17 protein-coding genes and 1 pseudogene are annotated in these 25,441 nt (G+C 75.1%); 9 read left to right on the forward strand and 9 right to left on the reverse strand.

Going from position 1 to position 25,441, the window contains the following annotated elements; genetic code table 11:
- The first annotated feature begins 449 nt into the window (after positions 1–449).
- Positions 450–896 (forward strand): PTS sugar transporter subunit IIA, encoded by a 447-nt coding sequence (locus tag ACZ407_RS28775; protein WP_468133284.1) that lies wholly within the window; start codon positions 450–452, stop codon positions 894–896.
- A gap of 83 nt (positions 897–979) precedes the next feature.
- Positions 980–2,650, forward strand: coding sequence for a phosphoenolpyruvate--protein phosphotransferase (ptsP, locus tag ACZ407_RS28780; RefSeq protein ID WP_468133286.1), 1,671 nt, complete (start codon positions 980–982; stop codon positions 2,648–2,650).
- A 139-nt stretch (positions 2,651–2,789) separates the two neighbouring features.
- Here the strand turns inward: ptsP and ACZ407_RS28785 are convergent, their stop codons facing one another.
- Both ACZ407_RS28785 and ACZ407_RS28790 read right to left on the reverse strand, forming a co-directional pair.
- Positions 2,790–3,671, reverse strand: coding sequence for a hypothetical protein (locus tag ACZ407_RS28785; RefSeq protein WP_468133288.1), 882 nt, complete (start codon positions 3,669–3,671; stop codon positions 2,790–2,792).
- Positions 3,672–3,706: 35 nt separating this feature from the next.
- Positions 3,707–5,014 carry an MFS transporter gene (locus ACZ407_RS28790; protein ID WP_468133290.1) on the reverse strand — a complete coding sequence of 436 codons (1,308 nt, stop codon included), beginning with the start codon at positions 5,012–5,014 and terminating at the stop codon, positions 3,707–3,709.
- 48 nt (positions 5,015–5,062) lie between these two features.
- Here ACZ407_RS28790 and ACZ407_RS28795 point away from each other — a divergent pair, with 48 nt between their 5' ends.
- A complete protein-coding gene (locus ACZ407_RS28795) occupies positions 5,063–6,382 on the forward strand; it encodes an aminotransferase class I/II-fold pyridoxal phosphate-dependent enzyme (protein ID WP_468133292.1) in 1,320 nt (439 codons plus the stop codon).
- A gap of 57 nt (positions 6,383–6,439) precedes the next feature.
- Here ACZ407_RS28795 and ACZ407_RS28800 read toward each other — a convergent pair whose 3' ends face one another.
- Positions 6,440–8,413 carry an acetoacetate--CoA ligase gene (locus ACZ407_RS28800; RefSeq protein WP_468133294.1) on the reverse strand — a complete coding sequence of 658 codons (1,974 nt, stop codon included), beginning with the start codon at positions 8,411–8,413 and terminating at the stop codon, positions 6,440–6,442.
- Between the two features lie 209 nt (positions 8,414–8,622).
- On the opposite strand from ACZ407_RS28800, the gene ACZ407_RS28805 reads away from it, so the two are divergent.
- Positions 8,623–10,965, forward strand: a complete 2,343-nt coding sequence (locus tag ACZ407_RS28805; protein WP_468133296.1) for a glycoside hydrolase family 31 protein — start codon at positions 8,623–8,625, stop codon at positions 10,963–10,965.
- 119 nt (positions 10,966–11,084) lie between these two features.
- Here ACZ407_RS28805 and ACZ407_RS28810 read toward each other — a convergent pair whose 3' ends face one another.
- The gene (locus ACZ407_RS28810; protein ID WP_468133298.1) at positions 11,085–11,600 is read right to left on the reverse strand and encodes an NUDIX domain-containing protein; all 516 of its coding nucleotides are present in this window, start codon (positions 11,598–11,600) and stop codon (positions 11,085–11,087) included.
- 23 nt (positions 11,601–11,623) lie between these two features.
- Here ACZ407_RS28810 and ACZ407_RS28815 point away from each other — a divergent pair, with 23 nt between their 5' ends.
- The 4 genes from ACZ407_RS28815 to ACZ407_RS28830 all read left to right on the forward strand — a co-directional run bounded on the left by ACZ407_RS28815 (position 11,624) and on the right by ACZ407_RS28830 (position 14,567).
- Positions 11,624–12,436, forward strand: a complete 813-nt coding sequence (locus ACZ407_RS28815; RefSeq protein ID WP_468133300.1) for a M15 family metallopeptidase — start codon at positions 11,624–11,626, stop codon at positions 12,434–12,436.
- Between the two features lie 13 nt (positions 12,437–12,449).
- Positions 12,450–12,818, forward strand: coding sequence for an Mpo1-like protein (locus tag ACZ407_RS28820; protein WP_468133302.1), 369 nt, complete (start codon positions 12,450–12,452; stop codon positions 12,816–12,818).
- Between the two features lie 64 nt (positions 12,819–12,882).
- Positions 12,883–13,380, forward strand: coding sequence for a Zn-ribbon domain-containing OB-fold protein (locus tag ACZ407_RS28825; RefSeq protein ID WP_468133304.1), 498 nt, complete (start codon positions 12,883–12,885; stop codon positions 13,378–13,380).
- Positions 13,377–14,567 (forward strand): lipid-transfer protein, encoded by a 1,191-nt coding sequence (locus ACZ407_RS28830; RefSeq protein ID WP_468133306.1) that lies wholly within the window; start codon positions 13,377–13,379, stop codon positions 14,565–14,567. The genes ACZ407_RS28825 and ACZ407_RS28830 overlap by 4 nt, the downstream gene beginning before the upstream one ends.
- A gap of 328 nt (positions 14,568–14,895) precedes the next feature.
- Here ACZ407_RS28830 and ACZ407_RS28835 read toward each other — a convergent pair whose 3' ends face one another.
- The 4 genes and pseudogenes from ACZ407_RS28835 to ACZ407_RS28850 all read right to left on the reverse strand — a co-directional run bounded on the left by ACZ407_RS28835 (position 14,896) and on the right by ACZ407_RS28850 (position 19,705).
- Entirely contained in the window at positions 14,896–15,528 is a 633-nt protein-coding gene (locus ACZ407_RS28835) for a GTP-binding protein (protein WP_468133308.1), read from the reverse strand.
- A pseudogene (locus ACZ407_RS28840) lies at positions 15,509–15,937 on the reverse strand (DUF742 domain-containing protein); the annotation flags it as partial. The pseudogene ACZ407_RS28840 and the gene ACZ407_RS28835, both read right to left, overlap by 20 nt.
- 205 nt (positions 15,938–16,142) lie before the next feature.
- Positions 16,143–16,583, reverse strand: coding sequence for a roadblock/LC7 domain-containing protein (locus ACZ407_RS28845; protein WP_468133310.1), 441 nt, complete (start codon positions 16,581–16,583; stop codon positions 16,143–16,145).
- Positions 16,580–19,705: a sensor histidine kinase gene (locus ACZ407_RS28850; RefSeq protein WP_468133312.1), complete on the reverse strand. Its 3,126-nt coding sequence runs from the start codon at positions 19,703–19,705 to the stop codon at positions 16,580–16,582. The genes ACZ407_RS28845 and ACZ407_RS28850 overlap by 4 nt, the downstream gene beginning before the upstream one ends.
- A gap of 307 nt (positions 19,706–20,012) precedes the next feature.
- Between ACZ407_RS28850 and ACZ407_RS28855 the strand changes: the two genes are divergently transcribed.
- Positions 20,013–20,603: a hypothetical protein gene (locus ACZ407_RS28855; RefSeq protein WP_468133313.1), complete on the forward strand. Its 591-nt coding sequence runs from the start codon at positions 20,013–20,015 to the stop codon at positions 20,601–20,603.
- A gap of 156 nt (positions 20,604–20,759) precedes the next feature.
- Here ACZ407_RS28855 and ACZ407_RS28860 read toward each other — a convergent pair whose 3' ends face one another.
- Positions 20,760–25,421, reverse strand: a complete 4,662-nt coding sequence (locus ACZ407_RS28860) for a hypothetical protein (RefSeq protein ID WP_468133314.1) — start codon at positions 25,419–25,421, stop codon at positions 20,760–20,762.
- Positions 25,422–25,441: the final 20 nt, after the last annotated feature.

Here is a 25,441-nt window from a genome sequence, read left to right on the forward strand (position 1 = left end):
TTCTTGCGTTTCCGACTCTATCAGATCTTTCCGATCCGATTTCCTCGGCGCTTTCCGGTTCCGGCGCTTTCGCGCTTTCCCCTTCCGGCGATTCCGACTCTATCAGCGTTTTTCCGGGCTCCGGACCACATGGTTCCGCAGGCATGCGGATGAGGTTCGGATCTGGATCGTGCTGAAGAATGGGTGCCCGCCGACCTGGTTGTTCACATGAAGTTCACGTGCCCGGTCAGGCAGGACTTACGACACTACAGGCCCCGTGGTGCACGGGCAAATCGAGGAAGGCGTATGGTTCAGTAGTGGTCTAGTCCACTCGTCCGGGTGCCTCATCGCGCATGGAACACACCGGTCGGAACCCGGACATTCCATGACTTACCCTTCACACGAGTACGCCGTCCAGCGACAGGCAGGGGCGGCGACACGTCATAGCCCCACCCCCTGGGAGGCCATCCATGACCACCGTGACGTCCCCGCTTGCCGGGCGTGCCATCGGACTCGCGGCAGTGCCCGATCCGGTGTTCTCCGGCGCAATGGTGGGACCCGGTACCGCCATCGACCCCGTGCGTGAGCCTTCGGTGGCAGTGGCTCCGGTCGGCGGTGTGGTCGTCTCTCTGCACCCGCACGCCTACGTCGTCGTGGACGACGAGGGCCACGGGGTGCTGACGCACCTCGGGATCGACACCGTTCAGCTCAACGGCGAGGGCTTCGAGCTCCTCGTGAACAAGGGCGACAAGGTGGTGCGCGGCCAGGAGATGATCCGCTGGAACCCGCAGGCCGTCGAAGCTGCCGGCAAGTCCCCCATCTGCCCGATCGTGGCCCTGGAGGCCACTGCGGACGCCCTCCACGACCTCGTGGACACCGAGGTCAAGGCCGGCGACGCGCTCTTCGGCTGGGCCTGACGCTCTTGCCGCGGCCGAGCCGCGGCGGCAGATCGAACATCCACAGCGGCGCCGCAACCGCCGCACTATCGGAGACGGGTGAAATGGAGACAACGCTGCGAGGCGTCGGCGTGAGCCACGGGGTGGCGATCGGCGAGGTCCGGCACATGGGCACCGCGGTTCTGGAGCCGCCGGCCAAGCAGATCGCCGCGGAGGAGGCGGAGCGCGAACAGGGGCGCGCCCGCCAGGCCGTCAAGGCTGTGGCAGCCGACCTGATCGCGCGTGGCCAGCTGGCCGGCGGCGAGGCACAGCACGTGCTGGAGGCCCAGGCCATGATCGCCGAGGACCCCGAGCTGATGGCGGACGTGGACCGCCGGATCGTGGTCGGCAGCACGGCGGAGCGCGCCGTGTACGACGCCTTCGCCGCCTACCGCGAGCTGCTGGCCGGGGCCGGCGAGTACATGGCCGGCCGGGTGGCCGACCTGGACGACGTACGGAACCGCATCGTGGCCCGGCTGCTCGGCGTGCCGATGCCCGGCGTGCCGGACAGCGACGAGCCGTACGTGCTGATCGCGCGGGACCTGGCTCCCGCCGACACCGCGCTGCTGGACCCGGCGCTCGTGCTGGGCTTCGTGACCGAGGAGGGCGGGCCGACCAGCCACAGCGCCATCCTGGCGCGGGCTCTCGGGGTGCCGGCGGTCGTGGCCCTTCCGGGTGCCGGCGAACTGGCCGAGGGCACGGTCGTGGCCGTGGACGGCAGCACGGGTGAGATCTTCGTGGACCCGAGCGAGGAGAAGCGGTCGGAGCTGCTGGCCGCCGCGGCCGAGCGGAAGGCCGCGCTGGCTGCCTCCTCCGGTCCGGGTGCCACCTCCGATGGCCACAAGGTGCCGCTGCTCGCGAACGTGGGCGGTCCGGCGGACGTGCCCGCGGCGGTCGAGGCGGGTGCCGAGGGCGTGGGCCTGTTCCGCACCGAGTTCCTGTTCCTGGACGACAGCAAGAAGGCGCCGTCCGAGGAGAAGCAGGTCGAGGCGTACCGCAAGGTGCTGGAGGCCTTCCCCGAGGGCCGGGTGGTGGTGCGCGTGCTCGACGCGGGTGCCGACAAGCCGCTCGACTTCCTGACCCCCGGCGACGAGCCCAACCCAGCGCTGGGTGTCCGTGGTCTGCGCACCCTCCTGGACCACCCGGAGGTGCTGCGCACCCAGCTGACCGCCCTGGCCCGGGCGGCCGAGGGGCTGCCGGTGTACCTGGAGGTCATGGCCCCGATGGTGGCCGACCGTACGGACGCCAAGGCCTTCGCCGACGCGTGCCGGGCGGCCGGGCTCCAGGCGAAGTTCGGCGCGATGGTGGAGATCCCCTCCGCCGCGCTGCGGGCCCGCTCGATCCTCCAGGAGGTCGAGTTCCTCTCGCTGGGCACGAACGACCTGGCGCAGTACGCCTTCGCCGCCGACCGCCAGGTCGGTGCCGTTTCGCGGCTGCAGGACCCGTGGCAGCCGGCGCTGCTCGACCTGATCGCCATGTCGGCCGAGGCGGCCCGGGCCGAGGGCAAGAGCTGCGGCGTCTGCGGTGAGGCCGCTTCGGACCCGCTGCTGGCGTGTGTCCTGACGGGTCTGGGCGTGACCAGCCTGTCGATGGGTTCCGCCTCGATCCCCTACGTCCGCGCGACGCTGGCGAAGTACACCCTCGCCCAGTGCGAGCGCGCGGCTGCCGCGGCGCGGGCCGCGGACAGCGCGGAGGAGGCCCGGGTGGCTGCCCAGGCGGTGCTCTCCGGGGAGTGACGCGGGGACGGCCGGCAGCCGGTGCGGCCGCCGGTGGTCCCGGTCCCGAGGGGTCCTTCGCCTTCAGTGGCGGAGGGCCCCTCGGCCGTTCCCGCGGCGGACCGCCGGCCCGGTTCCCGGGGAGCCGGGTCCGGCCCGGTCAGTGGTGCGGGCCGGGTGCGTCGACCGGGTAGCCGGGGCAGTACTCCACCCCCGGCTCCGGGGGGAGCAGGTCGCCGGTATCGGCATCGGTGCAGTAGGCGTTGAAGACCTCGGCCGCGGAGATGGGCAGCAGGGTGCCGCCGTCCAGGCGCCAGCCGTGCAGGCGGTCCGGCTCTCCCTCCGTGCACCGGCGCAGCACCACTCCCCCGGTCCGCTGGAGTGCGATCCCGGCGGCGAGGACGGTGACGAAGTCGAGCCGGGCCCGCTCGGGGGCGCCGGTGTGCAGGGCGGCCACCAGCTGTTCCGCGTCGGCGGGAACGCTGACGACCAGGTGGTGTTCGCCGGGTCCGGCGCCTTCGAGGAGTCCGTCCAGGATGCGGCCGGCCCGTTCGAACGCGCTGTGGCCGATGTCCGCCCCGCAGTCGGCGCAGGGTCCGAGGCCGGCGAGGAGGAGGGTGGCGTACTCCCAGGTGGCCTGGCGGACGGACTCGTCCACGAGGAGCGGTACGAGGGTCTCCATGGGCTGGCCCTCGTACGCCACGGCGGTGCCGGAGGCGGCGAGCTCGGCGGTGAAGCGGGTGCGCGCGCCGGGTGTGTCGGGGTCGAGGGCGTGTTCGGCGCAGTAGTCGGTGTAGTCCTCGGGGTCGAAGAGGGCGACGGTGGTGTGGATGCCCCGGACGGCGAGGGAGCGGAGCAGTCCGTGCATCTGGCGGAGGTATCCGTCGTGGCCGTCGGGGCCGTCGAAGGGGAAGCTCGCGTATCGGGTCATGGCGGTGAAGTCGGCGGGGTCGGTGAGGAGTCCGACGGTGCCGGGCACTTCGCGGCGGAGCGAGCGCCGCAGGCTCGCGGTGGTGTGGACGGGTCGTGCGGTGTAGGCCATGGTGTCCCCCCGGTGGCGTGCTGAACGGAGTGCGATCATTGCTCACTCAGCGTAACCGCGGGGACTGACAACGGGCCGCGGGCCGGCCCCCTGCGGACCAGGCGGTCCTGGCCGAGGCAGGTGAGGGCGAAGGCGCCGCCGAGGAGCACCCAGGCGAACGGGCCGGCGGCGACGGCGGCGGTCGCGGCGAGGGGGCCGAGGCTGCGCTGTCCGGCGGCGGCGAGGCCGTGCACGCCGAGGTAGGCGCCCTGGGCCTCTTCGGGGGCGAGGGCGAGCGAGAGTTCCCATGAGGCGACCGCGTGGACCATTTCCGCGAGGGTCAGGGCGGCGGCGCCGAGGACGAGGCAGCCGACGGCGGTCCAGGGGCCGCAGAGCGCAGAGGCGGCGAAGGCGAGGCAGCCCACCGCGAAGGCGGCGGCGAGCGGCCGCAGCAGCCGGCGGGCCGCCTCGGTGGTGGTGCCGAAGCGGGCCAGGGGGACCTGGCAGAAGACGACGAGCACGTTGTTGAGGACCATCAGCAGCGGGGCGAGTCCGTGCGGGGCATCGGTGGCGTGGATGATCCACAGCGGGATGCCGACCTTGAAGATCGCGTCGTCGAGGAAGAGCACGGTCTCGGTCAGGGTGAAGAGCAGGTACGTGCGGTCGCGCCACGGCGTGCGGGCGGGCGCGGCGGGGGCTCCGGCGGGCGTCCCGGCCGCGGCGACCACCTTGGAGGGTCCGGCGGGCTCGCTGCAGCGCAGGGTGAGCAGGGCCATGGCGAGGTAGGAGAGGGCGTCGCCGAGGAGCAGCGCCCGGTAGGCGCCTGCGGTGCCGACGGCGAGGGCCCCGGCCGCGACGAGCCCGCCGAGGCCGAATCCGATGTTCATGACCGTGCGGTTGAGGGCCTGGAAGCGGACCCGGTCGGGGCCGGCGATGCGGGCGGCGTAGAGCTTGGTGGTCACGTTCGCCCCGCGGTCGCCGAGGCTGCCGATGGCCGAGTAGCCGAGCAGGAGCCAGAAGTCCTGGGTGGTGAGGAGGGCGAGCGCGGCGGCGGCGCGCAGGAGGTGCAGCCAGACGGTGAGCCGGGTGACCGGGAAGCGGTCGGCGGCCCGGCCGGCGAGCGGGGCGCCGGCGATCCCGATGCCGCAGGAGGCGGCGATGAGGAGGCCGACCTGGGCGAGGCCGAGGCCGGCCACGGTGGAGAAGTAGAGGACGGAGGTGCCGGCCCACAGGCCGGTGCCGGTCTTGTCGACGAGTGAGATGACGAGGACCCGGCGGCCGTCGGGGCCGCCGGGGATGCGGGCGTGCAGGGCGGCCCTGCGGGTGCTTGCTGCTGGGGTGGTGCTGCGGGTGCTGGTGCTCACGGAATCCCCCCGTTGACGTGCACTTTGTATCGGTACATAATCATGTACGTGACAACACAATATTCCTTCGCCGGTACGACCGCCAGGGAGATCGCCGCCTCGGTCGAGCGCGGGGTCGCCGAGGGCGCCCTCGTGCCGGGCACCGCCCTGCCCCCGGTGCGCCGGCTCGCGGACGGGCTCGGGGTCAGTCCGGGCACCGTGGCGACCGCGTACAAGGAGCTGCGGTCCCGCGGGATCGTGGTGACGCGCGGGCGCGGCGGGACCGTGGTGGCGCACGCACCCGCGGTCGGGTCCCGGCGGCCGCCGCGGGTCCCCCACGGCGTGCGCGATCTCGCCGGCGGGCATCCCGATCCCGCCCTGCTGCCGGTGCTCGCTCCCCCGGCGGAGGTCTCCCCCGTCCACGGGTCGCACCGGGGCAGCCCCCGGCTCCCGCACCTGGAGGAGGCGGCCCGGGCGTGGTTCGACCGCGACGGGGTGCCGGACGGGCCGGTGACCTTCGCGCACGGCGCGCTGGACTGCATCGCACGGCTGCTGTCCGCGGAGCTGAAGCCGGGTGACGCCGTGGCCGTGGAGGATCCGGGCTTCCACCACCTGCTGGACCTGGTGCCGGCCCTGGGGCTGCGGATGCTGCCGGTGGCGGTGGACCAGGAGGGGATGCGGCCGGAGGAGCTGGGGCGGGCGCTGCGCGCCGGGGCGCGGGCGGTGGTGTGCAGCCCGCGCGCCCAGTGCCCCACCGGGGGACGGTTCACGGCGGGCCGCCGGGACGCACTCGTGGCGGTGCTGGCGGGCTTCCCGGAGGTGCTGGTGATCGAGGACGATCACAATGCCGACGTGGCGGGGGTTCCGCTGCACTCCCTCACCGCCGGCGGGATGCCCCGCTGGGCGCACGTGCGCACGGTCTCCAAGCACCTGGGCATCGACCTGCGGTGGGCGGCCCTGGCCGGTGATCCGACCACGCTGGCCCGGCACGACGGCCGGCTGCTGCTGACCTCGGGCTGGGTCAGCCACATCCTGCAGGAGACGGTGGCCCGGGTGATGGCGGACCCGGCGGCGCAGCTGCTGGTCGCGCGGGCGGAGGCGGCGTACGCGGAGCGGCGGGCGGCGCTGATCGGTGCGCTCGGGAGGTACGGGATCGCGGCGGTCGGGGCCAGCGGGCTCAACGTGTGGGTGCCGGTGCGGGACGAGTCGGCGGTGGTGAACGGGCTGCGCACGCACGGCTGGTGGGTGGCGGCGGGCCAGCGGTTCCGCATCGCCGGCCCGCCCGCGGTGCGGATCACGACGGCGGCGCTGGAGCCGGCCGACGCGCAGCGGCTGGCCTCGGACTTCGCCGGGGTGCTGGGCGAGTCCGAGGCCACGTACGGGGGTTGAGGCTCCCCGCGGGTCCGGGGCCCGGGCCGGGGTCTCCCCCCGCCCGGGCGGGCCGGGTCACTTGCGGGTGCGGGCCAGCTCCTCGTAGAAGCGCAGGAGTCCGGCGTCGTCCACGGAGCCCGGGTTGACGGCCTTCTCCAGGGCGGTGCCCTGGAGGAGGCGCTTGACGGGGACCTCCAGGCGCTTGCCGGTGAGGGTGTGCGGGATGGCGGGGACCTCGATGACCTCGTCCGGGACGTGCCGCGGGGAGAGTTCCTCGCGGATGGTCCGGCGGATCCGGTCGATCAGGTCCTCGTCGAGGGCGGCGCCGGGGGTGAGGTGGACGAACAGGGGCATCCAGTAGCCGCCGTTCGGCTCCTCCAGGCCGATGACGAGGGATTCCCTGATCTCGGGGAGGCGTTCCACGGCCTCGTAGATGTCGGCGGAGCCCATCCGCACGCCCTGGCGGTTGAGGGTGGAGTCGGAGCGGCCGTGGATGACGACCGAGCCGTGGTCGGTGAGGGTGATCCAGTCCCCGTGCCGCCAGACCCCGGGGAACATCTCGAAGTAGCTGTCGCGGTAGCGGCTGCCGTCCGGGTCGTTCCAGAAGCGGATCGGCATCGAGGGCATGGGGTTGGTGACGACGAGCTCGCCCACCTCGCCGGTGAGCGGCTTGCCGGCCGGGTCCCAGGACTGGAGGTCGGTGCCGAGGCAGGGGGCCTGGAGCTCGCCGATGTGCACCGGGAGGGTCGGGACGGCGCCGGCGAAGCAGCTGCACACGTCCGTGCCGCCGCTGACGGAGGCGATCCACAGGTCCTCGGCGACCTCGTCGTGCAGCCAGCGGAAGCCGTCGGGGGGCAGCGGGGAGCCGGTGGTCGCCACGCACTTGACGGCGGACAGGTCGAAGTCCCGGCCGGGGTGCACCTCGGCCTTGCGGCAGGCCATCACGTAGGCGGCGGAGGTGCCGTAGAGGGTGGCGCGGGTGCGCTCGGCGATCCGCCACTGGGCGCCGGTGTCCGGGAAGCCGGGGCTGCCGTCGTACAGGACCACGGTGGTGCCGGTGAGCAGGCCGGAGACGAGGAAGTTCCACATCATCCAGCCGGTGGAGGTGTACCAGAAGAAGCGGTCCTCGGGGCCCAGGTCGCAGTGCAGGCCGAGCTGCTTGAGGTGTTCGAGGAGGATGCCGCCCTGGGACTGGACGATGGCCTTGGGCAGGCCGGTGGTGCCGGAGGAGTAGAGGACCCACAGCGGGTGGTCGAAGGGGACGTGCTCGAAGACCGGCTCGGTGTCGGCGGCGGTGAGCGCCGACCATTCCAGGGTGCCTTCCGGGGCGGCGGTGCCGAGCAGCGGGATGTGCACGACGGCGCGCAGGGTGGGCAGTTCGCGGCGCAGTTCGGCCACGGTGTCGGTGCGGTCGTGCTGCTTGCCGCCGTAGCGGTAGCCGTCGACGGTGAAGAGGACGACCGGCTCGACCTGCTGGAAGCGGTCCAGGACGCTGCGGGCGCCGAAGTCGGGGGCGCAGGAGGTCCACACGCCGCCGACGGCGGCGGTGGCCAGGAGGGCGACGACGGCTTCGGGGATGTTGGGCAGGTATCCGCTGACCCGGTCGCCGGGCTGCACGCCGAGGGCGCGGAGCTCCGCGGCGAGGGAGCCGACCTGGCGGCGCAGTTCCGCCCAGCTGACCGGCACCGGCTCGTGGGTCTCGTCCACGCAGAGCAGGGCCGGGGCCTCGGCGCGGGCCGGGTCCTCGGCGGCGCGCAGGGCGTGCTCGGCGTAGTTGAGGGTGGCGCCGGGGAACCAGCGGGCGCCGGGCATGGAGCGGTCGCCGAGGACCTCTTCGTACGGGGTGGCGAAGCGGACGTCGAACCATGCGGCCACGGCCTGCCAGAAGGTGTCGAGCTCGTCGACGGACCAGCGGTGCAGGGCGTGGTAGCCGCCCTCGGCGGGGGCTCCGTAGCGTTCTGCGGCCCATTCCTGGAAGCGGGTCACCGCGGCGGCGGCGATCCGCTCGGGGCCCGGCGACCACAAGGGCTGGGACGTGGCTGAGGTCATGGGGTCGGCTCCCGGGGTCTGCGGCTCTGCGCTTCGTGTGCGTACGGTGCCACCGCGCGGTGGGTGGCGCGTGGAGGCTCACAGGGACGATGCCATGTGATCGTCTCCCGCACCAGAGCCATCAGCCATGGCCACAAGCGGTCCGAATGTGGGTGAACGACAGTTGAACGGACCCTCCTGGCCTGGGTGCGGATGGCAGGGTGAGCGCCATGGACGGTCGTGATCTTCTGCGTGCGGTGAAAGACCTCGGATCGGTGCGCGGGCGGAGTGCCTGGGGTGCCGCCTGGCGCCACCGGCGGGCCGATGCGGCCGCGCTGCCGGCGCGGGGTGCGGAGCGGGCGAGGGTGCCGGGGCCGCTGACGGGGGCGGACCCGCGGCCGGGCGGCGGGGTGCTGCATTTCGCACGGTCGCGGCTGACCGTGCGGGTCGCGGTGGGCGGGGCGGTGTTCTGGGGCTGGGACGGGGCCGGGCCCACCCCCTCGTACGGGCTGGCCGGGGACGGTCCGGAGGCGGACGGGCGGGCGGAGCTGGAGCCGGACACCGAGGGCGGCTGGCGGGTGGTCTCGGAGCGGGTGACGGTGGCGATCTCCCGGAACGGGGCCGTGGAGGTGCGCACCCCCGGCGGGGCGGTGCTCCGCCGGGAGCTGCCGCCGCGCTGGTGGGAGCCGGTGTCCGGGGAGGGGCCGGCGCGCTGGGTGCAGCGGTCCGAGGTGGCGCCGGACGCGAGGTTCTTCGGGCTGGGCGGGAGGGCGGCCGGGCCGCGGCTGCGGGACGGCTCGTACCGGCTGTGGAACACCGATCCGCGGGGCGGTTTCGGGCCCGGCGACGATCCGCTGTACCTGACGATGCCGGTGCAGCTGGTGGTCGCGGACGCGGGGACGCACCTGGTGTTCCACGACAACACGTGGGACGGCCGGGTGACCCTGCACGAGGGCGAGGAGGGGGCGGGTTCGGGCCAGGACCGGCCGGGCGGCTGCGAGCTGCGCATGGACGGCGGCCCGCTGCGCACCTGGGTGCTGGTCGGCACCCCGGCGCGGGTGCTGCAGGGCTGGGCGGGGCTCACCGGCGGGGCGGCGGTGCCGCCGTCGTGGGCGCTGGGGCACCAGCACGCGCGCTGGGGGTTCGGCAGCGCGGAGGAGGTGCGGCGGGTGGTGGCCGACTACCGCTCGCGGGGGCTGCCGCTGGCGGCGCTGCACCTGGACATCGACCACTACGACGGGCACCGGGTGTTCACGGTGGACGAGGAGCGCTTCCCCCGGCTGCCGGAGCTGGCCGCGGAGCTGCGGGAGCAGGGGGTGCGGCTGGTGTCGATCGTGGATCCGGCGGTGCCGGCGGAGCCCGGGAACCCGCTGTACGAGTCGGGCCGGGCGGCCGGTGCGTTCGTACGGGACGCGGAGGGCCGGGAGGTGCGGGGGGTGGTGTGGCCCGGAGCGTGCGCGTATCCGGACTTCACGCATCCGCCGGTGCGGGCCTGGTGGGGGGACCAGTACGCGGAGCGGCTGGCGCAGGGGTTCGCGGGGGTGTGGCACGACATGAACGAGCCGGTGTCGTTCACGCCGTTCGGCGACATGACCCTGCCGCGGTCGGCGCAGCACGCGCTGGACGGGAGTCCCGGGGACCACCGGGCGGCGCACAACGTGTACGGGCTGGCCATGGCGCGGGCCGGGTACGAGGGCCTGGTCCGGCTGCGTCCGGCGGAGCGGCCGTTCCTGTTCTCCCGGTCGGGGTGGGCCGGGCTGCAGCGGTACGGGGGGACCTGGTCGGGGGACGTGGAGAGCAGCTGGCCGGGGCTGCGGGCCTCGCTGGCGCTCGTGCTGGGGCTGGGGCTGTGCGGGATCCCGTACTCGGGTCCGGACGTGGGCGGGTTCGGCGGCTCGCCCTCTCCCGAGCTGTACCTGCGGTGGTTCCAGCTCGGGGCCTATCTGCCGCTGTTCCGCACGCATGCAGCGATCTGGGCGGGCCGGCGGGAGCCGTGGGAGTTCGGGCCGGAGGTGCTGGAGCATGCGCGGGCGGTGCTGGCGGAGCGGGAGCGGCTGCATCCGTATTTCGTGACCCTGTCGCACCTGGCGCGGCGGACCGGGGCGCCGTACGTGCGGCCGGTGTGGTGGCGGACCCCCGGGGACCGGGCGCTGCGGGACTGCGAGGACGCGTTCCTGCTCGGGGACGCGCTGCTGGTGGCGCCGGTGCTGGAGTGCGGGGCGGACCGGCGGGCGGTGCGGCTGCCCCGGGGCCGCTGGTACGACACGGCGACGGGGGCCGCGTACGAGGGGCCGGGGCAGGTGCTGGTGGACGCGCCGCCGGGCCGGATCCCGGTGCTGGCGCGGGCCGGTGCGGTGCTGCCGGTGCGGGGCGCGGACGGCGCCACGGAGCTGGAGGTGTGGGCCCCGGCGCTGGGGCGGACCGGGAACGGGCTGCTGGTGCGCGATCCGGGGGACGGGTGGGAGGTGCCGCCGGTGGAGCGGTTCGTGACGCGCTGGCGGGACGGGCAGGTGGAGGTGGAACGGGAGGACGGGCTGCCGGTGGGGATGGCGGTGCGGGTGCGGGGGGTCTGAGGGGTTTCCCCGGGGCGGGGCCGGGGTGCCCGGGGTGCCGGATGAGGGGGTCGGGGCTGCGGGCCGGGGTGAGGGGCGGGGCGGGGTGGAACGGCCGGTGGCCGGGGGCGGCGGACCGTTCAGCGGGCGGGGTAGGCGCCGGCGAACCAGCGGGCGGCGGCCAGGGTGTGGAGGGGGAAGGCGAGTTCCTCGGGCGCGTGCAGGACGTGCCGACCGGAGGTTTCGTCCGTGGGGGCCGAGGGCGGCAGGGCGGCGGCCGGGCGGGGCGGGAGGAGGCCGAAGACGAGCAGGTGGCCGGCCGGGGAGCTGAGGGCGTCGGCGAGCACCACGTCGGTGGCCGGGGCCTCGATGCCGGTCTCCTCGCGCAGTTCGCGCACGACCGCGTCCCGCCAGTCCTCGCCGTGGTCGATGAAACCGCCGGGAAGGGCGACGCCGCCGAGTGCGGGCTGGATGGTGCGGGTGATCACGGTGAGGCCGGTGCCGTGCTCGTCCTCCACGGGCAGGAGGGCCACGGCCACCGGCAGCGGGTTGCGGTAGGCGACCGAGCCGCAGGCGGGACAGGTGCGGGGCCACGCCGTCGAGGCGTGGGCGGCGCCGCAGCTGGAACAGTGCGAGTCCTTCACGGGTGCTGACACCCCGCGATGGTAGGGGAAAGGGCATGAGAATTCCGGTCGTTGCCGTGGCGGGCCTCGCGCTCGCCGCTCTGCTGGTGCCGCCCGCGGGGGCGCGGGGGTCTGCTGCCGGGCCGGGGAGGGAGGTGGGGCGGGAGCTGCCGTTCGCGGACCTGCGGGCGGTGGATCCGACGGTGCTTCAGGACATGCGGTACGCGACGGGGCGGAACTTCACCGGGCGGCCGGTGGACGGGTACGAGGAGCCGGTGTGCCTGCTGGCCCGGCCGGCGGCCCGGGCGCTGCGGCGGGCGCAGCGGGTCCTGCTGCGCCGCGGGTACTCGCTGAAGGTGTACGACTGCTACCGGCCGCAGCGGGCGGTGGACCGGTTCGTGCGCTGGGCGGCGGAGCCCGAGGATCCGGCGGTGCGGGCGGCGTTCCATCCGCGGGTGCCGAAGTCCCGCCTGTTCGCCGAGGGGTACATCGCCGCCCGGTCCGGGCACAGCCGCGGGAGCACGGTGGACGTGACGCTGGTGCGGCTGCCCGGCCGGGATCCGGGGCCCTGGACCGGGCCGGGGGCCTCAGCGGGTGCGGGGCCGTGCGCCGCCGGGGCCGGGCAGCGGGATCCCGACGGTTCGGTGGACATGGGCACCGGGTTCGACTGCTTCGACCCGCTCGCGCACACCGCGAACCCGCTGGTTGAGGGCGTACCGCGGGGGCACCGGGAGCTGCTGCGGCGGACCCTGGAGGAGCAGGGGTTCGTGAACCTGCCCGAGGAGTGGTGGCACTTCACCTTCCGGCCCGAGGCCTATCCGGAGACGTATTTCGACCTCCCGGTGCGTACCCGGCCGGCCCGCGGGTGAGTACGGTGCGGCCATGACGAAGAGCCGTGTTTTCGGATCGTACGAGGAGTTCTGGCCGTACTACGTCGCGATGCACGCGCGGGCCGCGACCCGCTGGGTGCACCTCGCGGGCACGCTGACCGGTCTCGCCGTGAGCGCGTACGGCCTGGTCCGGGGGCGGCGGCGGTACGCCCTGGCGCTGCCCCTGATCGGCTACGGCACGGCCTGGCCGGCGCACTTCCTGATCGAGGGGAACAACCCGGCCACGTTCGGGCATCCGGCCTGGTCGCTGCGCGGGGACGCGCAGATGATCCGGATGATGCTGGCGGGCCGGGACGCGGAACTGGCCGAGACCGCCGCCAAGTGGCTCGCCGAGAACGACCGCAACGTGGCAGACTTCTGACGTTCCGTCAGTTGACGTGACGTCAGGCGTCCGGTCCGCCGGGCGGTTCTGTCCGGGAGGGGTCTTGGCGCGCACACGCACACCGGTCGTGGCCGGCTGGTTCACCGAGGAGGCACCGGCCGAAGACGGTTCCGGCGGACGGGAGTTCAGGCTGCTGGGCACCAGGTGCACGGACTGCGGCTCGGTGTTCTTCCCGCGCGAGGACTCCTTCTGCCGCAATCCGCACTGCGCCGGGGAGGAGCTGGCGGAGGTCCCGCTCTCCCGGCGCGGCACGGTCTGGTCCTACACGGACGGCCGCTACCGCCCGCCCGCGCCCTACGTCTCCGACCCGGCGAAGCCCTGGGAGCCGTACACCCTGGTCGCGGTGGAGCTGGCGGCCGAGCGGATGGTGGTGCTCGGCCAGGCGGCGCCCGGGGTGACGGTCGCGGACCTGGCCGTGGGCATGGAGGTGGAGGTGGTGCCGGGCGTGCTCGACGAGGACTCCGGGGGCGTCCGCACCACCTGGCACTTCAGGCCCGTGGCGGGGGCGGCCCGGCCGCACGGCGTGCGGGAGGGCTCGTGAGCGGCGACGTGGCGGTCCTCGGGGCCGGGATGCACCCGTGGGGCAAGTGGGGGCGCAGCTTCGTGACGTACGGGACCGCCGCCGCGCGGGCCGCGCTCACCGACGCCGGGCTGGACTGGACGGACGTGCAGTCGGTGGTCGGCGCGGACACCGTGCGCGGCGGCTATCCCGGCTACGTCGCGGGGGCCACCTTCGCGCGGGCGCTCGGCTGGCAGGGGGCCCGGGTGACCAGCGTGTACGCGGCCTGCGCGAGCGGGGCGCAGGCAGTGGCCACGGCCCGCGCCCAGATCCTGGCCGGGCTGGCGGACGTGGTGCTGGTGGTGGGTGCGGACGCGGCGCCCAAGGGGTTCTTCGCCCCGGCGGGCGGGGAGCGGCCGGACGATCCGGACTGGCTGCGCTTCCGGGTGCTGGGGGCCACGAACCCGGCCTACTTCGGCCTGTACGCGCGCCGCCGGATGGCCCTGCACGGGGACAGCGAAGCGGACTTCGCGCTGGTCAAGGTGAAGAACGCGGCTGCCGGCGCGCTCAACCAGCACGCCCGCTACCGTACGCCGGTCTCGGCCGAGGAGGTGGCGGCCTCCCCGGTGGTCGCGGACCCGCTGCGCCTGCTCGACATCTGCGCGACCTCGGACGGGGCCGCGGCGCTGGTGCTGGCGAGCATGGACTTCGCGCGGGCGCGCGGGGTGGCCGACCCGGTGCGGATCCGGGCCGTCGCCACGGTCACCCCCTCCTACCCCCGGACCGAGCTGGACCTGCCGGACATCGCCACCGACTCCGCGGTCGCGGTGGACCCGGCCCCCGGAAGCCTCCGGTCCGCGCTGGCCCGCGCCGCGTACGAGGAGGCCGGGCTCGGGCCGGGCGACCTCTCGCTGGCCGAGGTGTACGACCTGTCCACCGCCCTGGAGCTGGAGTGGTACGAGGACATCGGGCTGTGCGGGGCGGGCGAGGGGGCGAAGCTGGTCCGGGAGGGGGCGACGGCGCTGGGCGGGCGGATCCCGGTCAACCCCAGCGGGGGGCTGGCCTCGTTCGGGGAGGCCGTGCCGGCCCAGGCGATCGCCCAGGTCTGCGAGCTGACCTGGCAGCTGCGCGGCACGGCGGGAGCCCGCCAGGTGCCCGGGGCGCGGGTGGGGATCTCCGCGAACCAGGGGCTGTTCGGGCACGGCTCGGCGGTCGTCGCGGTGCGGTGAGCCGGGGCCCGGCGGGGGGCCGGGCGCGGGGCCCGGTCGCGGGGCCCGGCCGAGGGGCCCGGCCGAGGGGCCCGGCCGCGGCGAGCGGAACGGCGTCGGGACCGCCGGGACCAGGCTCCTTCGTGCAGAAGGGAGTTCGGCGGCAGTCCGCGGGGAAACCCACCCGTGCCGGGGTCCTTGACGGCCCGTCACGGCAGGTGAACACTGCCTCCACAGTCCGCGTACCGGTCACGGGGCACGCGGGACTGCGACCCCCCACGAGAGCAGCGGCCCGTACCCCAGTCGGCGGGGGTACGGGCCGCCCCGTGTGCGTACGGGCCGTGCGCTGTCAGATGCCGGCGGTGTGGCGGCGGGTGCGGGCCATTGACATCGCGTGTTCCACCACCCCGACGAGCACCTCCTTGACGGAGTCCCGGGAGCGGGCGTCGCACAGCACCAGCGGCACGTGCGGGTCGAGGTCGAGGGCCGCGCGGACCGTCTCCACCGGGTGCCGCTGCGCGCCGTCGAAGCAGTTGACGGCGACCAGGAAGGGGATGCCGCGCCGCTCGAAGTAGTCGACCGCGGCGAAGCAGTCCTCCAGGCGGCGGGTGTCGGCGAGCACCACGGCCCCCAGGGCGCCCTGGGCCAGCTCGTCCCACAGGAACCAGAAGCGGTCCTGGCCGGGGGTCCCGAACAGGTAGAGGACGAGGTCCTCGCGCAGGGTGATCCGGCCGAAGTCCATGGCCACGGTGGTGGTGTGCTTGCCGGGGATCCCGTCGGTGTCGTCCACCGGCCGGCCCGCCTCGGAGAGCCGCTCCTCGGTGCGCAGGGGGCGGATCTCGCTGACCGCGCCGACGAGGGTGGTCTTGCCCACGCCGAAGCCGCCCGCGACGAGGATCTTGAGGGTCAGCGGTTCGACCGCGGGGGCGGGGGTGCCGGTACCGCGGACGGCGGTCAGCCGGCTAGAGCGCCCGAAGGCCATCGATCACCTCACGCAGAACGGATTCGTCGGGCAGTTCGGCCGGGGGCACCGGCCGGGTCACGTGGACCAGTGCGTCCTCGACCAGGTCGCCGATCAGGACCCGGACCACCCCGATGGGGAGGTCGAGTTCGGCCGCGAGCTCGGCGACCGACTGGGGCCTGATCATGCAGAGGCCGAGGATGTCCGCGTGCTCCGGGGACAGGGTCTGGTCCCAGACCGGGTCGTGCGCGGCTTCCTCGGCGACCACCAGGGCGATCAGGTCCAGGCGGTGCTGGCCCACGCTGCTGGTGCGGCCGCGGGTCATCGCGTACGGGCGGACGACCGGTCCGGCCTCGTCGTCGAACCAGTGGCCGTCGTCGGGGTCGGGGTCGGGGGCCGTTTCAGGGTCCGGTTCCGGGGCGGTTTCCGAGGCGGGGTCCGTTTCCGGGTCCGCGTACGGGTCCGGGTACCCGTCCGGGTCCCGGTCCGCCGGGGAGCCGGCGTCCGCGGCCGGGCGGCCGTCCGGGGTCCGGGGGTCGTGCGGGGCCGGGGCCGGGGAGGCGTACGGGGCTCCGGAGTCGTCGGCGGGGTCCTTGCGGACCCCGTCCTGACCAGTTGCACTCATGCGGTCCGACTCACCCGCCGGCGGGCAGTCCGGTGCGCGGCGCGGTCGCCAGGTGGTCGCCCACTCGCTTGACCATGAGGGTCATCTCGTACGCGACCTGGCCCACGTCGGAGTCCGCGTCGGCCAGCACGGCCAGGCAGCTGCCGTCACCGGCGGCCGTGACGAAGAGGAACGCGTCCTCCAGCTCGACCACGGTCTGGCGGACCTTGCCTGCCTCGAAGTGGCGGCCGACCCCCTTGGCCAGGCTGTGGAATCCGGAGGCCACGGCCGCCAGGTGCTCGCTGTCCTCGCGGGTCAGCGCCTTGGAGCTGCCGGTGGCCAGGCCGTCGCCGGAGAGGACCACCGCCTTGCGTATGCTGCCCACCCGGTCGACCAGCTCGTCGAGGAGCCAGTTCAGGCGGCCGGCCTCGCGGTTCGCGGACTCGTGCGCTGCGGTCTTCGGTTCGGTCATCGACCGTCCCCCTCCGGTGTGTTCCGTCGTGCGTCGTGGCCGTCACGCTGATGGCCATCGTGGTGCGGGACGCCGGTTTCGCGGTCCGCGGTTGCGCGACCTGCGGTTTTCCCGTCCCGGCTGTCCTCGCGGGCCTCGCTGCCGCCCTGGTCGGGGCGCTCGCTGCGGCCTTCGTTCCGGCCTTCGTTCCGGTCGGCGTCCGGGCGGTCGCCGCTCCGGGCTCCGCTCCGGGCCTCGTCCTGCCCTTCGTCCTGGTCCTCCCGGCCCTCGTTCTGGCGGCGGGCGGCGGTCCAGCCGCGCTGGAGCGCGGCCATCCGGCTGCGCACCTGCTCGGCGTCGCGGTCCTCGGCCGGGCCGGGGTCCACCGGGCGGGCGGGGGTGTCCTTGAGCTGCGGGGCGAGGCTGGCCTGCCGGATCCGGCGGGGCAGTCCGCCCGCTGCGGGCCCGGGCTCGCCGCCCGGGCCGCGGCCGGCGCCGGCCGCGCTGCCGCGCCCGTTGCCGCTGCCGAGTCCGTTGTCGGTCCCCCCGTCGAGGCCGATGCCGTCGCCTACGCCGTTCCCGCTGCGGATGCCGTTGCCGACGCCGTTGCCGACGCCGTTGTCGATGCCGTTGCCCTTGCGCGGGCCGGGGAGCGAGCCAGCGTCCGCCCCCGAGGGCTGCCGGACCACGGACACCGGCCGGGTGGTCACCCGGCGGCCGTGCTCGGCCACCAGCGTCGGGGGACGCCGGCGCCGCGGCAGCGGGACCGGCCCGTCCGCCGCCGACCCGGTCCCGTCGGGGTCCGGGACCTCGTGCCGGGCGCTCTCCAGCCGGACGGGGCCGGTCGGGCGGCGCGGACCCGGCTCGCGCGATGTCTCCCGTACGGAATCCCGTAGGGAATCGCGCACGACCTCGCGGCCGTTGCCGAGCAGGCCGCCGCGCGGGCCGCCGGCGGTGTCGAGCCCGGGCACCGGGCCCAGGATGCCGGCCTCCTCCAGGCCCTCAAGGCCGAGGGAGCCGATCGGGGCCTCCAGCTCCACCGGCCCGTTGACCGGTCCCTCCAGGACCACGGCCGGGCCGGGCAGCTCCTGGGAGGGCACGCCGGCGAGGCCCGGCCGGCCGGCCGCGGGTCCGGCGGCCGGGCCGATGACCTTGGGGGCCGTCCGGCCGGCGCTGCCGATGCCGGGCGAGGCGCTGCGGGCGCTGCGGTCCGGCCCGTCGAGGCGGAAGCCGACGCCGTTGGTGTCGGGGGCCTCGGTGAGCAGCGCGGCCGGCAGGAAGACCACCGCGGTGGTGCCCCCGTACGGAGAGGGCTGGAGGGAGACGCGTATGGAGTGGCGCTGGGCGAGCCGGCTGACGACGAACAGGCCGAGCCGGTCGGTGTCGGACAGCTCGAACTCGGGGGTCTCGGCGAGCCGGAGGTTCGCGTCGAGGAGGGCCTCGCTGTTCATGCCGAGGCCGCGGTCGTGGATCTCCAGGGTGAAGCCGTTGGCCACGCGCTCGCCGTGCACGTGGACGGCGGTGTGCGGGGGCGAGAACACCGTGGCGTTCTCCAGCAGTTCGGCCACCAGGTGGGTGACGTCGGCGACGGCGGGCCCGGTGATGCCGAGCCTCGGCAGTCGGCGCACCTCGATCCGCTCGTAGTCCTCCACCTCGGCGACGGCGGCGCGGACCACGTCCATGAGCTGGACCGGCTTGCGCCACTGCCGGGAGGGCGCGGAGCCGGAGAGGATCACCAGGCCCTCGGCGTGCCGGCGCATGCGGGTGGTCATGTGGTCGAGGCGGAAGAGGTCGGCGAGTTCCTCGGTGTCCTCCGTGCGCCGCTCCATGGCGTCGAGGAGCGTGAGCTGGCGGTGCAGCAGCACCTGGTTGCGGCGCGCGAGGTTGACGAAGACCTCGGCGACCCCGCGGCGCATCTCGGCCTGCTTGACGGCGGCTTCGACGGCTGCGCGCTGGAGGGTGTTGAGGGCCTGGCCGACCTGGCCGACCTCGTCCTTCTCGTATTCGAGGCGCGGGGCCTCGGTCTCGACGTCGACCATCTCGCCGGCGGCGAGCCGCCGCATCACGCTGGGCAGACGCACCCCGGAGACCTCGTGGGCCTCCTTGCGCAGCCGGGACAGGTCCCGGACCAGCTCGCGGCCGATGCGTATGGAGAGGAAGACGGACAGGCCGAGGGCGAGGAAGCCGAGCACTCCGGCGACGGCGGCCTGGACGAGGACGCCGACGGCCACGGGCTCGACGCGCGCCTGGTAGCGGTCTCCGGCGGCGGTTCCCATCTCGGCGAGGTCGTGGAGGACCTTCTCGGACATGGTGTCCCAGGCCGTTTCTTCCACGGCGCGCGGATGCCGGGTGGCGCCCTGGGCGAGGAGCTTCTCCTCGGCGTCGCGCAGCGGCTGGGTGACCGGGCCGCGCCAGTACTGCTCGAACTCCTGGCGGTCCTCGGCGGGGAGGATGGCGAGGTTGGTCTCGTAGAGCAGGTTGCGGTTGGCGATGGCGTCGGAGACCAGGCGGGCGTCCTGGGTGCTGACGCTGCGGGCCGCGAGGGCGGCGGCGATCACGGCGTCCTCGCGGGAGAGGGTCTCGCGGGCGCGGGTGATGCCGACGAGGGCGCGGCCCTGCTTGTCCATCTCCACGTTCTCCAGGGCGTGGAGGTTCATGAGGAAGGCGTAGCAGGGGTCCACGAGGCGGTTGTAGAGCTCCAGGGCCTGGGCGGGCTCGACCTGGGTGCGGTCCACCGAGTTGCGGAGGGCTTCGATGCCCTCGAAGGCGTCCATGATCGAGCGGAGGCGCTGGGCGGCGGCCGGGGAGAGCTCCTCGGCGACCTCGGGGTCGAGGGCGTCGGCGCGGATGTCGGCTATTTCGCGGTCCGTTGCGGCGCGGCGGCGCTGGAGCTCGGCGGCGGCCTCGGAGGAGCGGGGGTCGCCGAGGAGGACGAGGGTCTGGCGGCGCTCCTTCTGGATGACGCGTACGACGTCCTCGATGGGGTAGCCGACCTTACCGATGACATACGCGACATCGAGGAGTTGGGCTGCCTCGCGGCCCGTGATCACGGTGGCGAAACCCCAGAGGGCGCTGAGGGACACGAGCGGCACGACCAGCAGCGCCACGATCTTCCGGCGGATGGACTTCCCGCGAAAGCGCATGGCCTCCCCCAGCTCAACCCCCTTGTGCGGGGTCGGTGTTCCGTCAATAAACGGCGTGAGCCTACTACTGCGCCACAGACAACTCGAAGGCGTGTCCGGACGTTTTCAGCCGGGCGCCCGGATGAAGATCACCACTTGTCCGATACTTCCCGTCAGGAGCGGCCCGAAATGTGGCACATGACACCTGGTGAGGCGTCAGTTCACCCGATCGGGTGGATGGCCGGAAGTCTTCGCTTTGCGGGAATCCCGCGGGGCCGTCGTACGTCTTCCTCTACAGAACGGGCAGAGCGGCACGGGGAGCCGCAGGGTGGGGAGTGAGCGGAGCATGGGCCTGGAGAAGCGGTACGCGACGGGGGCAGGGGCCGGGGCGGGGATCGGGGGCGGGAAGAAGGCCGGGGACGGGAGGGACACCGGGGCGGGGAAGAAGGCCGGGGGCGTCGGCCCGGGGCGGGACGCGGAGGGGTACGGGTACCGCTCGGGGGTCTCGTTCGGGTACGGGTTCCGGGACGCGCAGGAGCGGCCGCAGGCCGGGTCGGGGCCGCGGCCGCTGTGGGTCGAGTCCCCGGTGGGGGTGCGGCGGATGCCGGATCCGGTGCGGGAGGCGGCGGTGCGGGCGGTGCTGCTGGTGTCGGTGATGCTGATACAGGGGTCGGTCACCTTCTTCCTGACGGTCACCGGGTCCTGGCTGGCGTTTCCGATGGTCGTGGGCTCGGTCGCGGCGACGATCGTGGCGACCTGGGGGGTGCTGGACGTGTGGGTGACCCGGCAGATGTGGCACCAGCGCAACGGGGTGGTGTCGGAGCCGAGCAGCACGGCGCGGCGGCTGCGGCGGGAGCGCCGCCGGGCCCGCCGCGCCGCGCGAATACGGCAACGCGGGGGCCGGCTGAGCCGGGCCTGAGCGGGGCGGCGGGCGGAAGGCGCGACGGGCAGGGAGGCGCGACGGGCGGGACGGCGGACGCGCAACCGGCCTGAGCTCGGCGGCGGGCAGGCGAGCGGGCGCGGCGGGCCGGGCCTGGACGAGGTGTCCGGGCCCGGGGCCGGGGCAGGCGGCGGATCAGGCCTGGGCGGGGGCCGGGGTCTGGCTGCGGCGGAACATGCGGGTCGCGGTGATCTCGCCGTGGACCGTCTCCGCAGCCTCCGGGTCCTGCTGGGGCAGGCCGGGGCGCAGGTGTTCCTCCACGCTGATGTACTTCAGGCCGGCCCGCAGGTCCGCGTCGTTGCGGAGGCGGATGACCAGGGGGAACTCCGCCAGGGCGGTCGTGTCGAACAGGCCCGTGGTGTAGAGGAGCTGCACGCCGAGCGCGTCCGAGACGGCCCGCTGGAGTTCCAGCAGGTAGGTCGCGTTGGCGCGGCCGATGGGGTTGTCGAGGAACAGGGTGCCTGCGTGCCGGTGCCGGTCCCGGCCGCGGTCGTTGCTGCGCAGGGCGGCCATCGTGCAGTAGAGGGCGATGGCGGCGGTGAGCAGCTGGCCGCCGGAGAAGACGTCGCCCATCTGGCCCACCGGCACCCGCTCGGCCCGCAGCACGGCGTCCGGCTTGAGGATCTCGACGGAGATGCCGCGGGGCTGGAGGGCCGCCTGCACCCCGCGCAGGAGCAGGGACATGCCGTCGCGGCGGCCTTCGCCGAAGGAGGCGTTCTTCTTCACCGCCGAGCGGGTGGCCTCGTCGATGACCTCGCCGAGGCGCTCGGTCAGGGTGGCCTGGTCGGGCTCCTCGAAGCGGATGCGCAGGAACTCCTGGCCCGACCACTCCCCCAGTCCTTCGGGGAGCTGGGAGAGCCGCTGGGCGGAGCGGAGGGTGGCCAGGGCCGACTCGACCAGGCCGCGCAGCCGGTCGACGATGCTGTCGCGGTTGCGTTCCAGCTGCTCCAGCTCGTCGGTGAGGACCCGCAGGCGGGGGGCGAAGGCCGCAGCCCAGGCGGCCGCGTGCTCGGGGAGCGCGACGGCCGGGAGCTCGCGGATCTGCTGGCGGGCCGGGGTGCGGACCTGCTCGTAGCGGTTGGCGTTCGCGTGGCGGACGAGCACGTCGCTCGCGTCGCGGACGGCGGCCTCGGCGGCGGACAGGTCGGCGGCGCAGCCGCGCAGGGAGCGGCGGGCCTCGGCGGCGGACTGCCGGGCCTCCTCCAGGCTGCCCGGGTACGGGCCGGTCTCCGGCTCCTCCTCGTCCTGCTGGTGGTTCTCACGGAGCAGGTCGCGCAGCAGGGCCGCGGTTTCGTCGAAGCCGCCGGCCCCGTCCTCGGCGGTCCGGTGGGCGCGCAGCAGTTCCGCGTGGGCCGCCTTGGCGCTCTCGACGGCGCTGCTGTGGGCGGCGAGCTGGGCCGAGGCGGCGCGCAGCAGGGCCTGGGCCTGCTCGGCGTCCTCGGGGACCCGGTCCTCGGGGAGGTCGTCGGTGTGGGCCTCGCCCTCGGCGGGGGCCAGCCGTTCGGCCTCGCCGCGGAGCCGGCCGAGCTGCTCGCTCGCCGCGGTGGTGCGCGACTCCAGCATCTGGACGAGGGACTCGGCGCGGGCCGCGGCGGCCTGGCGGGATGGGCCGTCGGCGCCGTCGGTGCCCTCGAGGAGCTGGGCGGCGCGGGTGCGGACCTTGTTGGTGAGGCGGTCGAGTTCGGCGGTGGCGGCGCTCTCGTCGCTTTCGGCGCGGGCCTGCTCGGCACGCAGGTCGGCGCCGACGCCGACCTTCTCGTACAGCTGGGAGGCCGCGCGGTAGGCCTCGCGGAGGGCGGGCAGGGAGGCCTTCGGTGCCGGGCCGGTGCTCTCGGGGAGCGGTTCGGGGGCGCCGGCGATCTCGGCGCGCTCGGCGCGCAGGGCGCGTGCGGTGCGGCGGGCGTCGTCGGCGGCGCGCTGGGCGGCGCGGCGGTCCTCGTCGGCGGCGCGGGCGCGGTCGATGCAGGCCTCGGCTCGGGCTTCGGACTCGGCGGCCTCGTCGGCGAGTTCCCGCAGCCGGGACTGCCAGCCGGCGCGTTCGCGCAGCCGGAAGGCGAGTCCGGCGAGGGCGTCGGCGGCGCGGCGGGCGCGCTGGGCGGCGTCCTGGCGCTCGTCGCGGACCCGGGCGGTGTCGGCGGCTGCTTCGTCGGCCTCGGCGCGGGCGGTACGGGCTTCGGCGAGCTCGGCCTCGGCCTCCTGGGCGAACGCGCGGGCGGCGTGGGCGGCTGCGGCGAGTTCGGCGAGGCGGCCGGGCGGGCAGCCGGTGCGCCAGGAGCCGAGCCGGGCGGCGAGGGCCCGGTCGCCGGCGAGGCGGGCGGCGAGCTCGCGGATCTCCGTGTCGCGGGCGGTGGCGCGGCTGCGCAGGGCCTGGCGTTCCTCGTCGGCGGCGTGCTCGTCGTGCATGGCCGGGTTCGGCGGGACGAGGAAGACCCCGGTGTCGGCGGCGTCGGCGGCGGGGACGGGGGCGAGGAGGGCGGCGGCGGTGCCGACGGCCACGGCGGAGCGTGGCAGCAGGGCGGCGCCGGCCAGCACCTCCCGGGCCCGGCTGTGGGAGTCGGGGTCGGTGATGACCACGCCGTCGACGAGTTCGGGGCGGGCGGCGAGGACGGCGGCGTGGTCGGCGGGGGCGACGGACTGGGCGAGGTAGCGCCAGCCGGGCAGGGCCGGGATGCCGTGTTCGCCGAGGTACTCGACGGTTGCGAGGACGTCGGGGCCGGGCGGCAGCAGGCCGCCGTCGCCGAGGGCGCCGAGGATGCGGGCGTCGTCGGCGGCCGCGGTGCGCAGGTCGAACAGCTGGCGTTCGGCGGCGGTGACCGCGGAGTCGAGCAGTTCCCTGAGGTCCTCGGCGTTGCGGTCGAGGTCCTCGGCGGTCAGCGGACCTGCGGCGGGCGCGGCGGCCGCGGCTCCGCTGTCGGCGCTGGTGCGGGGGTGCGGCAGGGGCACGTCCGGGAGGACGGGCAGGCCGAGAAGTTCGGCGAGCCGGGGGGCCTCGGCGAGGGACCCGGCGGCTCGGTGTTCGGCCTGGTGGGCGGCTTCGGCGGCGTCCGCGGCATCGGCGGCGCGGGCCGCGGTGAGCTCGGCGCGGGACTCGGCCGCGGCGGCCTCGCGGGCGGTGTCGGCGGCCCGGCGGGCGGCCTCGCGGGCCTCGTCCCAGGCGGCGACGGCGGTCTTCTCGGCGTCGCTGGCGGCGAGTGCGGCGCGGGCCGGGTCGGCGTCGGGTGCGGAGTCGTCGAGCCAGCCGGCGCGCACGGCCTCGGCGGTCTCCTGCTCGACCTCGGCCAGGCGCTGGCGCAGGTGCTCGGCTTCGCTGCGGGCGCGCTGGGCGGCGGTCGCGGCGGCGGTGGCATCGCGGTGGGAGGCCTCGGCGGCCTCCTGGAGGCCGGCGGAGCGTTCCTCTTCCTCGTTGGCGAGGCGTTCGCCCTCCTCGGCAGCGGTGTGGAGGGCGCGTACGAGTTCGGCGGCGGCGGTGGCGCGGGCGGCCAGGGCGGGGGCGGCGTCGCGCTCGGCCTCGCGGATCGCGGCGGCGACCCGGGCGGAGCGGTCGGCGGCGGCGCGGTGGCGCAGCACGGCCTCGGCGGCCTGCCAGGCCGCGTAGAGGGTGCGGGCGTCGGCGAGTTCGCGCTTCTGGGCGGCGGCGGCCTTCTCGGCCGCGCGGAGGGCCAGGGAGGCGTGCCGGTAGGCGAGTTCGGCGGCGATGAGGGAGCTGCGGCCGCGGGCGGACTCGGCTTCGGTGACCTGGTGGGCGGCGGCGGTGACCTGCTGGGCGAGGTCGGCGGCGCGGCCCCGCTCCTCGGCGGCGCGGGCGGACAGCCGGCGGGCCAGGCTGCGGGTGCGGCGTTCGGCGGCGGCGTGCACGTCGCGGGCGCGGGCGCGGGTGTGTGCCGACTCGACGATGCGGCCGAGGAGGTCCACCGAGCCGGCGGTGAAGTCGCGTTCGGCCATGAGCTCGGAGCGGCGGCCGAGTTTGTTGCCGAAGCCGTGGACGAGGTCGGCGAGGCCGTCGGTGTCGCGGGTGTCGGTGACGGCGCGCAGCAGCAGGTCGGTGAAGTCGGAGTCCTTCTTCACCGCGAAGAGGCCTGCAGCCTCGCCTTCGTCGGCGTTCATCTCGCGCTGGTAGCGGAAGAGTTCGGGGTCGAGGCCGAGGTCGCCGAGGTGCTCGTTCCAGCGGTCGTGGATCTCTTCCCAGTACACGTCGAGGTGCGGGTAGAACTTCCCGGCCTCGGTGACGGCGTCGCGGAAGCCCTTCATGGTGCGGCGGCGGCCCTGGGCGCCGGAGGTGCCCTCCGCGGCGGGGCGCACGGAGGTGGCCTCGGCGACGGGGAGGGAGTCCAGGCTCAGGCCGGGGCCGGGCCGGAAGGAGTACCAGGCCTCGGCGAACTTGCGGGGGTCGTTGGAGACCTGGCGGCCGCGCCATTCGCTGACCTTGCCGACGACCACGCACTCGCCGGTCTGGGTGTGCTGCCACTCCAGGGCGACGTGTCCGCAGTCGTCGGCGAGGAGGAACTTGCGCAGGACGCCGGAACTGGCGCCGCCGAGGGTGTTGCGGTGGCCGGGGAGCATGACGGAGAAGATCAGCTTGAGCAGGACGGACTTGCCGCCGCCGTTCTCCAGGAAGAGCACGCCGGCGGGGGCCGGGCGGCGCAGCGGCCCGGTCGGCTCCTCCTCGAAGAACTCCGCCTGGGCGGGCGCCGGATGGGGCACCGGCGCGCCGACCCCGCGCAGGTCGAGCACGGTGTCGGCGTAGCGGGCACCGGCGGGACCGATGGAGTAGAGGCGGATCCGGGACAGCTCGTACATGGCGGCGGACTCTCGTGGTG

The organism is Streptomyces sp. NPDC030809, assembly GCF_055572195.1.